The following is a 13,059-nucleotide window of genomic DNA, read 5'->3' as shown; positions in this document are numbered from 1 at the left end:
CGGAGCGGGACCACGTGCCTACTTGACGAGGTACCGCTCCAGGTCCCCGACGACCTGCATGGCGGCGGTGACGCCGAGACCGAGATACCAGGTCTCGTCCGGGACCTCGTAGGCGTGCCCCGCCTTGACCGCCTTGAGGTCCTTCCACAGCGGGTTGCTCTGGACCGCCGCCTTGTTCGTGGCCTTCGGGTCGCCGTACACGCCGGTGAAGATGACGTCCGCGTCGGCCTGGTCGATGTTCTCCGCGCTCACCTCGGCGGCGAGGTCGGGGATGTTCTGGTTGGCGGGGCGCGGGATGCCGGCGTCCTTGAGGATGGTGCCGATGAAGGAGGCGTTGGCGTAGAGCCGGATCACGCCGTTGGGCATGAAGCGCACCATCGAGACGACGGGCTTGTGGTCGCCCAGCTTCGCGCCGAGTGCCTTCACCTTGGCGTCATACTCGGCGAGTTTCGCCTTGGCCTCCTCGGTCTTGTCGAGGGCGGCGGCGTTGAGGAGGTAGTTCTCCTTCCAGGTGAACCCGGGACGGATGGAGAACACGGTCGGGGCGATCTTCGACAGCTCGTCGTACTGCTCGGCGGCGCGCAGCCGGCTGCCGAGGATGAGGTCCGGGTGCAGCCCGGCGATCGCCTCCAGGTTGAGGTTGTTGATCGTGCCGACGTTCTTCGGGTCGCCGGCGTCCTGCTTCAGGTAGGACGGCAGGTCGGGCGAGCCCTCGCTGGGCGCGAAGCCGACCGGCTTGACGCCCAGGGAGACGACGTTGTCGAGCTCTCCGACGTCCAGGACGACGACCCGCTTGGGCTGGGCCTTGATCTCGGTCGTGCCCATGGCGTGGGTGATGGTGCGCGGCCACTCGCCCGGCTTGGCGGTGGTGCCCATCGCGGCGGTCTTCTCCGCGGCGGTGCCGAAGTCGGAGCCGCCCTTGGCGACGGCCTTGGCGGCGTCGGCGGCGGACGTGCTCGTGCCCCCGCCGCTCGCTGCGCCGCTGCCGGAGGAGGCGCCGCAGGCGACCAGTGAGAGGGCGACTGCGACGGCGCCGATACCGAGACCGATACCGCGGTGCCGGAGAGACATACGGGGGCTCCCTGCCGAGGGCTGAATTTAGGTAAGCCTTACCTTATAGGTAGATCCCCTTGAGGCGACAAGCCCGAAAAGTGTGGTTATGGTCACCGACAGCCGCCCGGCGCACCAGGACGTCGATTCGACCACCTCCCGCTGGTGATCTTCTTCGGGAAGAGGGCATATAGGGAGACAAACGACCGTCTCTGGAGTCTAAGCATGGATATCGCCACCTTGCAGGGGCAGACCCGCCTGTACCTGCGCCAGAAGATCACCATGATGGTGAACAGATATGTCGTCCATGCGGCGAACCCCGACGGTTCGGAGGGCGAGGTCGTGGCCTTCGCCGAGCAGAAGCGGATGGCCCTGAAGGAGCAGGTGACGCTCTACACGGACGAGTCCCGGCAGACGGAGCTGGCCGGGTTCAAGGCGCGCAAGGTCCTCGACCTCGCGGGCGAGTACGACGTGGTGGACGACACGGGCCACCCCATCGGCACGTTCCGCAAGGATTTCGGCCGGTCGCTGCTCCGCTCGACCTGGCATCTCCAGCAGCCGGGGCTGCCGACGCTGACCGGGCAGGAGCGGCAACTGGCGGTCGCCCTGTTACGCCGGTTCTCCGACTCGCTGCAGTGGCTGCCCTACCACTTCGACTTCAGCATCGGCGCCTCGATCGCGTTCTCGGTCGACCGCAGGTGGGGCCTGCGCGACCGCTACGCCATCGAGATCCGCGATCCGCGCCTCGACCGCCGCCTGGTCATCGCCATGGCCGTCGCGCTCGACGCCCTCCAAGCCCGATGAAGGCCGATAGAGCCCGATAGAGGATGATAGAGGCCGGTAGGGCCCGCTAGATCACGGGGAATTGCCGCGACACGTGCGCCTGTTATAGTCAGCGACAAGCCGTATGGTTCTGGCTCCGTCTCTGAGCCCATACGCGCCCAGCACAGCAGGCCGGTCCTCCAGCTCCGGCCTCTTCACGAATCTCGCGCGAATCCCGCTGCCTGCGGACGAACGCGCGCCCCCACACCCACCCACGCTTTGCCCCAGACAGCTCCGGCACAAGGAGTCCCATGACCACCACCACTCTCAGCGTTCCCAAGCAGCGCAGCACTTCCCGCACCGGACAGGCCCGTACGAAGGACGCCCCGGCCGTCGAGGTCACCGGTCTGCTCGACCAGGCGGGCAGGAACACGGTGATCCGCACGAACGGCTACCTGCCCGGCCCGAAGGACGTGACCGTCCCGGCCGCGCTCGTGGACGCGCTCGACCTGCGCCGCGGCGACCACGTCCGCGGCGTCGCCCAGAACGGCCTGCTCACCTCCGTCGCGATCGTGAACGGCGAGCCCGTGGAGACCGCGCGGCCGCACTTCGCCGACCTCGTGCCGATCTATCCCGACGAGCGCCTGCGCCTGGAGACGACGCGCAACATCCTGACCACGCGGGTCATCGACCTGTTCGCGCCGATCGGCAAGGGCCAGCGCGGCCTGATCGTCGCCCCGCCGAAGGCCGGCAAGACCATGCTCCTCAAGGCCGTCGCGAACGCGATCACCACCAACCACCCCGAATGCCACCTCATGGTCGTCCTGGTGGACGAGCGGCCAGAGGAGGTCACCGACATGCGCGCGTCGGTGCGGGCCGAGGTGATCGCCTCGACCTTCGACCGCGCACCGCAGGACCACATCACCGCGGCCGAGCTCGCCGTCGAGCGGGCCAAGCGGCTCGTGGAGGCGGGCCGTGACGTCGTCGTGCTCATCGACTCGATCACCCGCCTCGGCCGGGCGTACAACATGGCCGCGCCGAGCGGCGGGCGCGTGCTCACGGGCGGCATGGACGCCGGGGCCCTGCACCAGCCCAAGAAGGTGCTCGGCGCCGCCCGCAACATCGAGGGCGGCGGCTCGCTCACGATCCTCGCCACCGCGCTGGTCGAGACCGGCTCGAAGATGGACGACAACCTCTTCGAGGAGTTCAAGAGCACCGGCAACATGGAGCTGAAGCTCAGCCGGAGCCTGGCCGACCGCCGGATCTTCCCCGCCGTCGACGTCGTCGCCTCCGGCACCCGCCGCGAGGAGCTCCTGTTCGACCCCGCCGAGCTTCCCCTGACGCGCAGGCTCCGCCGGGCGCTGCACGAGCAGGAGTCCATCGAGTCGTTCCTCACCTCGATGAAGAACACCGGATCCAACGCCGAATTGCTTCTCGCCCTGCGCCGCGCATGATGTGAGCCCGGAATGTGAGCCCGGGAATGTGAGCACGGAATGTGAGCACCGGCACCAAGCCCCTGCCTGGCCGGCGCCGTGTGACCGGCCCTCCCGGCCCGCGCGGGCCGGGAGGGAACGGGTTCAGATGCCGATCGGATGCCAGACGGTCTTGGTCTCCAGGAACGCCGTCATCCGCTCGATGCCGGGGTCGGCGAGCCAGTCCACGCGATCCACCGGCGGCCGGAGCACCCGCTTGAGGTTCTCCGCGGCCAGCTCCTCACACGTGACGGCCAGCTCGGGATCGGCGCCGGTCAGGTCGATGCCGTTGACGTCCATGTGGCCCGCCAGCCAGGGGGCGATCTCGGCGGCCGAGCCGGTGAGGATGTTCACCACCCCGCCCGGCAGGTCGGAGGTCGCCAGCACCTCGGCCAGCGTGATCGCCGGCAGCGGCGCACGCTCGGAGGCGATCACCACACAGGTGTTGCCGGTCACGATCACCGGGGCGATCACGCTGATCAGCCCGAGCAGCGGCCCCTCCTGCGGAGCCACCACCGCGACCACGCCGGTCGGCTCGGGGCTCGACAGGTTGAAGTAGGGCCCGGCCACCGGGTTGGCCGACCCTAGGACCGCGCCGATCTTGTCGGACCAGCCCGCGTACCAGACCAGCCTGTCGACCGACGCGTCCACCATCTCGCCGGCCTGCTTGGCCCCCACGCCGCCCATCGCGGTGATCTCCGCGACGAACTGCGCGCGGCGGCCTTCCAGCATCTCGGCGATGCGGTAGAGGATCTGGCCCCTGTTGTACGCCGTGGCACCCGACCAGCCGGGGAACGCCTTGCGCGCCGCCCCGACCGCGTCCCTGGCGTCCTTGCGGGAGGCCCTGGCCGCGTTGGCGAGGAAGTCGCCCTTGGAGGAGGTCACGACATACGACCTTCCGCTCTCCGAACGCGGGAACGCGCCGCCGATGAACAGCTTGTACGTCTTGCGCACGCTCAGGCGTCCGGTGCGCTCACTCATCGAAGGTTCCAATCTCCAGAGGACGGGCCGGCTGGTAGGTCTGGCCACAGCGGCACACGCCGCCCCGGTGGGCGAACCAGCCGTGCCGTACGGCGAAGCGGCGGGAGCGGCTGCCCCGGGAGAAGCCGTCACCGGCGCCCGCGCGCGCCCGGCGGGCCAGGCGGCGGCGCTGCCCGTCGGCGCACCTGCACGACGGACGGCCGGAGGGGTGATGACACCGGTCATACGGCAAGGTAGGCCTCCAGACCGTGGCGTCCGCCCTCGCGGCCGTAGCCCGACTCCTTGTAGCCGCCGAACGGCGAGGTCGGGTCGAACCGGTTGAACGTGTTGGACCAGACGACGCCGGCCCGCAGCCGGGACGCCATCCACAGCATGCGCGAGCCCTTCTCGGTCCACACGCCCGCCGACAGCCCGTACGGCGTGTTGTTGGCCTTCTCCACCGCCTCGGCGGGGGTGCGGAAGGTCAGCACCGACAGCACCGGGCCGAAGATCTCCTCACGGGCGATCCGGTGCGACTGGGCCACGCCGGTGAAGACGGTGGGCGGGAACCAGTAGCCGCGGTCGGGGATCGGGCAGGCGGGCGACCACCGCTCGGCGCCCTCGGCCTCCCCGGCCGCCGACAGCTCGCGGATCTTGGCGAGCTGCTCGGCCGAGTTGATCGCGCCGATGTCGGTGTTCTTGTCCAGCGGGTCGCCGAGCCGCAGCGTGCCGAGACGCCGCTTGAGCGCCTCCAGCAGGTCGTCGGCGACCGACTCCTGCACCAGCAGCCGCGATCCCGCGCAGCAGACGTGGCCCTGGTTGAAGAAGATGCCGTTGACGATGCCCTCGACGGCCTGGTCGAGCGGCGCGTCCTCGAACACGATGTTGGCGGCCTTGCCGCCGAGCTCCAGCGTGAGCTTCTTGCGGGTGCCCGCGAGGCTCCTCGCGATGAGGCGGCCGACCTCGGTGGAGCCGGTGAAGGCGACCTTGTCCACGTCGGGGTGGTTCACGAGCGCGGCGCCCGTCTGGCCCGCGCCGGTGACGATGTTCACGACGCCCGGCGGCAGGTCGGCCTGGCGGCAGATGTCGGCGAACGCGAGCGCGGTCAGCGGCGTGGTCTCGGCCGGCTTGAGCACGACCGTGTTGCCGCAGGCCAGCGCGGGAGCGATCTTCCAGGCCAGCATGAGCAGCGGGAAGTTCCACGGGATGACCTGCCCGGCCACGCCCAGCGGCCGGGGGTTCTCGCCGAACCCGGCGTACGCCAGCTTGTCGGCCCAGCCGGCGTAGTAGAAGAAGTGGGCGGCGACCAGCGGGAGGTCCACGTCGCGGGACTCCCTGATCGGCTTGCCGTTGTCGAGCGTCTCCAGGACCGCGAGCTCACGCGCACGCTCCTGGATGATCCGGGCGATCCGGAACAGGTACTTGGCCCGCTCCGCGCCCGGCATGGCCGACCAGACGGGGAACGCCTTGGCCGCGGCCTGGACCGCGCGGTCGACGTCGGCCTCCCCCGCCCACGCGACCTCCGCGAGCACCTCCTCGGTGGCCGGGTTGACGGTCTTGTGGCGCTCCTCGCCCTGCGGCTCGACCCACTCGCCGTTGATGAACAGGCCGTACGACGGCCGGATGTCGACGATGTCCCGCGACTCTGGTGCGGGTGCGTATTCGAACATGCCTCAGTCCAGCCCTCAGTCCAGCGTGAAGTAGTCGGGACCGGCGTACCGGCCGGTGGCCATCTTCTGCCGCTGCATGAGCAGGTCGTTCAGCAGCGAGGAGGCGCCGAGGCGGAACCAGTCGGCGTGCAGCCAGTCGGGCCCGGCGGTCTCGTTGACCAGCACCAGGTATTTGATCGCGTCCTTGGTGGTGCGGATGCCGCCCGCGGGCTTCACGCCCACCTTGCGGCCGGTCGCGGCCAGGAAGTCGCGCACGGCCTCCAGCATGACGAGCGTCACCGGCAGCGTCGCGGCCGGCGACACCTTGCCGGTCGAGGTCTTGATGAAGTCGGCCCCGGCGATCATCGCGAGCCAGGAGGCTCGTCGCACGTTGTCGTACGTCGCGAGCTCGCCGGTCTCCAGGATCACCTTCAGATGGCTGTCGCCGCAGGCTTCCTTGATGGCGACGATCTCCTCGTACACCTTGAGGTAGTCGCCGGCGAGGAACGCGCCGCGGTCGATGACCATGTCGATCTCGGCGGCTCCGGCGGCCACGGCGAGGGACGTGTCGGCGACCTTGACCTCAAGGGAGGACCGGCCGCTGGGGAACGACGTGGCGACGGACGCCACCTTCACGCCGGATCCGGAGAGGGCCTCGACGGCGGTCGCGACCAGGTCGGGGTACACGCAGACGGCGGCGACCGGCGGCACGGAGGAGTCGGTGGGATCGGGCCGCACCGCCTTGGCGCACATCGCCCTGACCTTGCCGGGGGTGTCCGCGCCTTCCAGGGTGGTGAGGTCGACCATCCCGATGGCCATGTCGATGGCCTGTTTCTTGGCGGTCGTCTTGATGGATCGCGTGCCCAGCATCGCGGCCCGGGCGTCCGCCCCGACCCTGTCGACCCCGGGAAGGCCGTGCAGGAACGCACGCAGCGTCGAGGGTGAGGAGGCGACCTCCGCGAGCGGAGTAGTCATAGTTGGCACGAGACCAGCATCCCCGACCACGCGGAATGATTCCAAACCCGGAGACCCGGGCGTCCCTAAGGCATCTCCTTACCCGCCTTAGAAGTCCTATGCCGTAAGCCCCTGCCAGAGATAGGGCATCCGCCCGATGTGCCGCACCACGCCTTAGACCGAACCTTGAGGAGTACGAGAAGAGACCCGAAACAAGGAGACACTCTGATGGGTCCGGAACTGCACTACCAGGTAATGATCAACCGGGCGACCGAGCTTCAGGAGGAGGCCGCCGCCCACCGCCGCGCGCGCGAGGCGCAGTCGGGCCTGAAGGCCCAGCAGCGCTCCGGCAACCGCCGGCTGCGTGCGGCCTTCGGCAAGCTCCGCACCTCATGAGACGCGTACGAAGGCCCGGCCGGACCCTCCCTCCCGGCCGGGCCTTTCAGCCGCCGTGAAGCACACCGTGAACGACACCATGAACCACACCGTGGAGCACACCGTGAGGCTCATGGGGGCACAGAGGTCTGACCGAAAAACCAGGCGAAGCCACGCAAAGGGTCATGACATGCTGGAGCACATGACACGCCGGGCGGTGAGCCCCGTCTTCGTCGGGCGGGGCGCGGAGCTGGAGACCCTGGGCGAGGCCTACGACCAGGCGCGCAAGCAGGCCACCGCGGCGGTGCTCATCGGCGGCGAGGCGGGCGTGGGGAAGACCCGCCTCGCCGGCCGGTTCGCGGAGCAGGCCGCGCAGGACGGCGCCCACGTGCTCGTCGGGGGCTGCGTGGAGCTGTCCGCGGAGGGCCTGGCCTACGCCCCCTTCACCGCCGCGCTGCGGCAGCTCGTCCGGGAGTGCGGCGCGGCCGAGGTCGCCGCCCTGCTGCCCGACGGCGCCGCCCGCGACCTGGCCAGGCTGCTGCCCGAGTTCGGCGAGCCGAGCGGCGACGGGGAGACCGAGTCGGCCCGCGCGCGGCTGTTCGAGCTGATCCTGGCGCTGCTCGAACGCCTCTCCGAGCGGCGGCCGGTGGTGCTCGTCATCGAGGACATCCACTGGGCCGACCGTTCCAGCCGCGACCTCATCGCCTTCCTCAGCCGCAACCTCAAGACGGCTCCCGTCCTGATGGTCATGACGTACCGCTCGGACGAGCTGCACCGCACCCATCCCCTGCGGCCGGTGCTGGCCGAGCTGGGACGGGTCGACGGCGTGGTCCGGGTGGACCTGCCCCGTTTCACCCAGGACGAGGTCGCCGAGCAGATGGCCGGGATCCTCGGAGTGACCCCCGAGTTCGCCAAGGTCGACCGGGTCTTCGACCGCAGCGGCGGCATCCCGCTGTTCGTGGAGGCGCTGCTCGACTGCGGCGAGGACTGCTCGTTCCCCGACTCGCTGCACGACCTGATCATCGGCTCGGTGGAGCGGCTGCCCGAGGAGACCCAGCGGGTGCTCAGGATCGCCGCCGCCGGGGGCATCCGCGTCGGTCACGCCCTGCTCGCGGCGGTCAGCGGCCTGTCCGACGTCGATCTGGAGAACGCGCTGCGGCCCGCCATCGCGGCCAACGTGCTGCAGGTGGCCGACGGCGGGGCGTACGCGTTCCGGCACGCCCTGATCCGCGAGGCGGTCCACGACGAGCTGCTGCCCGGTGAGCACGCGCGGATGCACGCGAGGTACGCCGAGGAGATCGACCGCGACCGCGGTCTGGTGCCCCCGGGCCGGGCGGCCATCGAGATCGCCCACCACTGGTACTCCGCCCGTGACGATCTGTGGGCGCTGATCTCCGCCTGGGAGGCGTCCGAGAAGGCGGCCAAGTCGTTCGCCTACACCGAGCAGATCCAGCTCCTCGAACGCGTGCTGACGCTGTGGGACAAGGTGCCCGACGCCGCCGAGCGCATCGGCCACGACCACTGCACGGTGCTGGAACGGGCCTCCGAGGCGGCGTTCCTCAGCGGCGAGATGGAGCAGAGCCAGAAGTACGTGCGCGGCGCCCTGGCCGAGCTCGACGAGGAGACCTCACCCGAGCGGGTGGCCGAGCTGATGGTCCGCATGGCCAACGTCAAGGCGCACAAGGGCAAGCCGGGCATCCTGGAGTATCTGTGGCGCGCCGAGCGGCTGGTGCCGCAGCCGGGCGACGTACGCGCGCTGGTGCTGACCCGGCTGGGCCAGACCCTGATGTGCGCCGACGGGGTCGCCGAGGGCACCGCGCTCACCGAGGAGGCGCTGCGCATCGCCCGCGACATGGGCGACGAGGTGCAGGAGGCCGACCTCCTGATCAACATGGCGCTCGGCCACTCCATCAACGGCGACCTCGAGACCACGATCGCGCTCAACGAGCAGGCGCTGGCGATGGGCAGGCGCCTGAACTCGCCCCGCATCATCCTGCGCGCCCTGGCCAACAACGTCGACGCCCTCGACAACCTCGGCCGTTCGGAAGAGGCCGTGGCGCTCGCGCTGGAGGGCGAGAAGCTCGCCCGGCGATACGGTAGGTTCCGCCACCAGGGCACGTTCATCGCCAACAACCGGGCGGAGGCGCTGGAGTCGCTCGGCCGGTGGGACGAGGCCGTCGAGATCATCGAGCGGTCCCTGACGATGGGGCCGACCCTGCGCAACCGGTGGCACATGCTGCGGGTCCGCGCGGACATCGCGATCGCGCGCGGCGAGGAGGACCTGGCGGAGGACATCCTCACCGAGGTCGGCGTCTTCTCCCCGCATCGGGACGAGCAGACCCAGGAGTGGACGAACAACGTCCGGCTGCGTCTCGCGTGGCACCTGCTGCGCGGCGAGCCCCTGAAGGCACTCGACGTGCTGGAGAAGGCTCTCGACAACCCGCCGCTGGCCCGCAAGGCCATGCTCGCCGGACGGCTGCTCGCCCTGGTCCGATACGTCTGCGACGCGGCGGCGCCGGTCGCCCCCGACCGGGTGGCCCCGGTGCGGGAGCTGGGCGACCGGCTGGCCGTCAACCTGGGCGACGGTCCGGTGAACGAGGCGTTCGGACTGGTCTACCGGGGCGAGTTCGACGCCGCGGCCGAGGCGTGGCGGCGGCTGGGCCGTCCGTACGTCCGGGCCAAGGCGCTGCTGCACGGCGCTGCGGCCGCCGCCGCGAGCGGCGACCGTGAGGGTGCCATCGCGCGGCTGCGCGAGGCCTGCCCGCTCGCGGTCGCGTTGCGCGCCACCCCGATGGTCACCCAGATCGAGACGCTGGCCCGCCGCGTCGGCACCCCGCTCTCCGACCCCACCCCGTCCGAGCCCGTACGGCAGGCCGACCTGACCCCGCGCGAGCTGGAGGTGCTGCGCCTGGTGGCGGCCGGGCGCAGCAACCGGGACATCGCGGCCGAGCTGTTCATCTCGGCCAAGACCGTCAGCGTGCACGTGTCGAACATCCTGCCCAAGCTGGGGGTGTCGAGCCGGGGCGAGGCCGCCGCCGCGGCCCACCGCCTGTCCCTGCTCGATTAGGCGGGGCTCGATCAGACGGGGCTCGATCAGGCGGGGCTCGATCAGGCGGACGAGAGTCAGGCGAACAGGGGCTCGGCCAGCAGCAGCACGCCGAAGACGGCGAACGCCGCGGCGGCGCCATACTTGATCCACTTGTCCGGCAGGCGGGTGCCGAGGAACCGGCCGACCAGGATGGCCAGCGCGTCGGCGGCGACCATGCCCACGGTCGAGCCGACCCACGTGCCGAACCAGCCGTGCTGGGTGGCCAGCGTGATGGTGGCGAGCATGGTCTTGTCGCCCAGCTCGCTGAGGAAGAACGCCACGGCGACGGCGATGAAGGCGTTGCGGGTGGTCTTGGCCGCCTTGCCCTTCTCCTCCTCGGTGAGCTCGTCGCCGCGCAGCGTCCACGCCGCGAAGGCGAGGAACGCCAGGCCCGCGATGATCGAGATGGCGGTGGTGGGGAGGGCGTCGCCGACGATCCTGCCGAGCCCGACGCTGACGAGGTGGACGAGCGCGGTCGCCGCGGTGATGCCGGCCAGCACCGGCCCCGTCTTGAACCGGGTCGCGAAGGTCAGGGCCATGAGCTGGCTCTTGTCGCCCAGCTCGGCCACGAAGATGACGACGAGAGAGATCCAGAGGGCTTGCACGGGGTCGCCTTCCTACAGGGGAGTTGCGACCGGGCCGCCGTACGACACCCGGGGAGTTCGGGCACGACTTCGGCCCGGCAGCATGTGATCATGACTGTCGGGCCGAAGGTCTCGTCCGCCACGAGGGCTCCACGACCGGGCGGGCGAACCGCCAGTGTGTCGATCAGTGGATTGTGGACTACTCCCCTTCGGGTCGTCCCAGTTTAACCGAGCTAGAGACGCACTCCCACCAGCACGGGCTCGTTGACGAGCCACACCCCGAACTTCTCGTGCACGCCCTCGCGCACCTCGCGGGCGAGCGCCAGCAGCTCGGCCGCGCCCGCCTCTCCGGTGGGATTGGTGAGGGCCAGCGTGTGCTTGGTCGAGATGCGCACCCGGCCCTTCTCGTAGCCCTTGGGGAACCCGGCGTTCTCGATCAGCCACGCCGCCGGCACCTTGACCGTGCCGTCGGGCATGTCCCAGCGCGGGTGGCCGGGGGCCCGCAGCTCCAGGGCCGCCGCCTCCTCCGGGCCGAGCACGGGATTGGTGAAGAACGATCCGGCGCTGCGCGTGTCCGGGTCGCCGGGGTCGAGCACCATGCCCTTGCCACGGCGCAGCTCCAGCACGGCCTCCCGCGCCTCGGCCAGCGGCACCCGTGCGCCGATCTCCACGCCGAGCCGCGCGGCCAGCTCCTTGTACGCCACGGGCCCCGACAGCGGCGAGCGCTCCAGGGCGTAGGTGACGGCCAGCACGACGTGGCGGCCGGGGTCGTGCTTGAACGCGCTGTGCCGGTAGGCGAAGCCGCACTCGGCGGCCGTGAGGTCCCGCACCTCGCCGGCCCTCCGGTCGTACACGCGGACGGCGGCGACGGTCTGCGAGACGTCCTGCCCGTACGCGCCGACGTTCTGGATCGGGGTGGAGCCCACCAGCCCGGGAACGCCCGACAGGCACTCGACCCCCGACCAGCCCTCGGCCACGCAGCGGGCGACCAGGGCGTCCCAGTCCTCCCCCGCCTGCACGGTGACCAGCACGCGCCCGTCCTGGGATGTCGCCTCCACGCCCAGCGTGGCGACGCGCACCACGAGCCCGTCGAACCCGTCGTCGCACACCACGAGATTGCTGCCGCCGCCGAGCACCAGCACCGGCTCGCCCGCGCGGTCGGCCTCGGCCACGGTCGCGATCAGCTCGTCCTGCGTCCGCGCCTGCGTGAACGCCCGGGCCGGTCCGCCCGTCCGCAACGTGGTGTACGGGGCGAGCGGCACCCCTGCCAGCCGGTCAGCCATCGGTCTCCTCGCACCCGGAACATCCCGACGAACAGGATATCTACCCGCGATCCTCGCGTTCCGCCTCGGCGATCACCTCGTCGACCCTGGACGTGGCCGAGCTGCCGTCCCACAGGAGCTGGGAGGCGACCACCGACGGCTCTCCCGAGGGGGTCAGCGCGGTCTCGATCGTCCCGCCGGGCGCGATGTCCCGCTTGGCCTCGGAGATCTCCTCCGGGCCCGCGGCCGCGGCGGCCTCCTTGGCGTTGCGCGCTCGCGGGCGGGGCAGGGCACCGCCGTGGGCGTCGCCCGCCTTGCCCGGGTCCTGGGTCTCCGCGGCGGCCCCGGCGACGTCGCCGTGCTCCCGCTGGGTCGTGACCGGCTCGTTCTTCGCTTCGTTGTCTCGCTCGCTCACGATCCGACCGCTACCCGGCATCGCGACGGTCAACCGGACCCGGCCAGGCGAGGGAGCTCAGGAGAGCTGGACCACCGCGCGGGCCTTGGACAGCACCCGGGAGTCGCCGGACTTCGCGGTCAGCGCCACGACGACCCGCTTGTCCTCGCGCTTCTCCTCGACGACCCCGCTGATCCTGATCGTCGCGCCGTTGTCGTCGTCGGGCACCACGACCATGGAGGAGAACCGGACGCCATACTCCACGACCGCGCCGGGGTCGCCCGCCCAGTCGGTCACGAACCGGCCGCCCTGCGCCATCGTGTACATGCCGTGCGCGATGACGTCGGGCAGGCCGACCGCCTTCGCGTAGCGCTCGTTCCAGTGGATGGGGTTGAAGTCGCCCGAGGCGCCGGCGTACCTCACCAGGTCCACCCGGCGGACCTGGTATTCGACGGCCGGGATCTCCTGGCCGGCCTCCACCTCGTCGTACTTGACCGTCGCCGCCATGA

The 13,059-nt window shown here is 70.8% G+C and carries 13 protein-coding genes; 4 read left to right on the top strand and 9 right to left on the bottom strand.

From position 1 onward, the window contains the following. Positions 1-18 precede the first annotated feature (18 nt). Positions 19-1,071: an ABC transporter substrate-binding protein gene (locus tag OHB01_RS14565; protein WP_142651297.1), complete on the bottom strand. Its 1,053-nt coding sequence runs from the start codon at positions 1,069-1,071 to the stop codon at positions 19-21. Positions 1,072-1,275: 204 nt separating this feature from the next. Between OHB01_RS14565 and OHB01_RS14560 the strand changes: the two genes are divergently transcribed. Then, the gene (locus tag OHB01_RS14560; RefSeq protein ID WP_142651298.1) at positions 1,276-1,854 is read left to right on the top strand and encodes an LURP-one-related/scramblase family protein; all 579 of its coding nucleotides are present in this window, start codon (positions 1,276-1,278) and stop codon (positions 1,852-1,854) included. A gap of 269 nt (positions 1,855-2,123) precedes the next feature. Then, on the top strand, positions 2,124-3,266 hold the full coding sequence (gene rho / locus OHB01_RS14555) for a transcription termination factor Rho (RefSeq protein ID WP_142651299.1): 1,143 nt from the start codon (positions 2,124-2,126) through the stop codon (positions 3,264-3,266). Positions 3,267-3,389: 123 nt separating this feature from the next. Here rho and OHB01_RS14550 read toward each other — a convergent pair whose 3' ends face one another. From OHB01_RS14550 to deoC, 4 genes are read right to left on the bottom strand one after another with little or no spacing between them, the layout of a single operon-like run. Then, on the bottom strand, positions 3,390-4,265 hold the full coding sequence (locus OHB01_RS14550) for an aldehyde dehydrogenase family protein (protein WP_142651300.1): 876 nt from the start codon (positions 4,263-4,265) through the stop codon (positions 3,390-3,392). Next, positions 4,258-4,497, bottom strand: a complete 240-nt coding sequence (locus tag OHB01_RS14545; protein WP_147942712.1) for a hypothetical protein — start codon at positions 4,495-4,497, stop codon at positions 4,258-4,260. Before OHB01_RS14545 ends, OHB01_RS14550 begins: the two co-directional genes overlap by 8 nt. Then, entirely contained in the window at positions 4,487-5,914 is a 1,428-nt protein-coding gene (locus OHB01_RS14540) for an aldehyde dehydrogenase family protein (protein WP_142651301.1), read from the bottom strand. Before OHB01_RS14540 ends, OHB01_RS14545 begins: the two co-directional genes overlap by 11 nt. A 15-nt stretch (positions 5,915-5,929) precedes the next feature. Further along, the gene (gene deoC, locus OHB01_RS14535) at positions 5,930-6,868 is read right to left on the bottom strand and encodes a deoxyribose-phosphate aldolase (RefSeq protein ID WP_142651302.1); all 939 of its coding nucleotides are present in this window, start codon (positions 6,866-6,868) and stop codon (positions 5,930-5,932) included. Between the two features lie 207 nt (positions 6,869-7,075). Here deoC and OHB01_RS14530 point away from each other — a divergent pair, with 207 nt between their 5' ends. Together OHB01_RS14530 and OHB01_RS14525 are read left to right on the top strand one after the other, a co-directional pair. Then, complete coding sequence (locus tag OHB01_RS14530) at positions 7,076-7,243, top strand: hypothetical protein (protein WP_168066475.1); 168 nt, start codon at positions 7,076-7,078, stop codon at positions 7,241-7,243. 169 nt (positions 7,244-7,412) lie between these two features. Then, positions 7,413-10,289: an ATP-binding protein gene (locus OHB01_RS14525; protein WP_142651303.1), complete on the top strand. Its 2,877-nt coding sequence runs from the start codon at positions 7,413-7,415 to the stop codon at positions 10,287-10,289. A 56-nt stretch (positions 10,290-10,345) separates the two neighbouring features. Here the strand turns inward: OHB01_RS14525 and OHB01_RS14520 are convergent, their stop codons facing one another. From OHB01_RS14520 to OHB01_RS14505, 4 genes are all read right to left on the bottom strand, one after another. Further along, positions 10,346-10,915 (bottom strand): TMEM165/GDT1 family protein, encoded by a 570-nt coding sequence (locus OHB01_RS14520; RefSeq protein ID WP_142651304.1) that lies wholly within the window; start codon positions 10,913-10,915, stop codon positions 10,346-10,348. Positions 10,916-11,127: 212 nt separating this feature from the next. After that, entirely contained in the window at positions 11,128-12,177 is a 1,050-nt protein-coding gene (locus OHB01_RS14515; protein WP_147942710.1) for a UDP-N-acetylmuramate dehydrogenase, read from the bottom strand. A 40-nt stretch (positions 12,178-12,217) separates the two neighbouring features. After that, a complete protein-coding gene (locus tag OHB01_RS14510) occupies positions 12,218-12,571 on the bottom strand; it encodes a hypothetical protein (protein ID WP_142651306.1) in 354 nt (117 codons plus the stop codon). A 57-nt stretch (positions 12,572-12,628) separates the two neighbouring features. Beyond that, positions 12,629-13,057 (bottom strand): MaoC family dehydratase, encoded by a 429-nt coding sequence (locus tag OHB01_RS14505; protein ID WP_142651307.1) that lies wholly within the window; start codon positions 13,055-13,057, stop codon positions 12,629-12,631. Positions 13,058-13,059 lie beyond the last annotated feature (2 nt).

The sequence above is a fragment of the Microbispora hainanensis genome, from assembly GCF_036186745.1.
Taxonomy (GTDB): Bacteria; Actinomycetota; Actinomycetes; order Streptosporangiales; family Streptosporangiaceae; genus Microbispora.
This window is presented reverse-complemented; position numbering and strand designations above follow the sequence as displayed.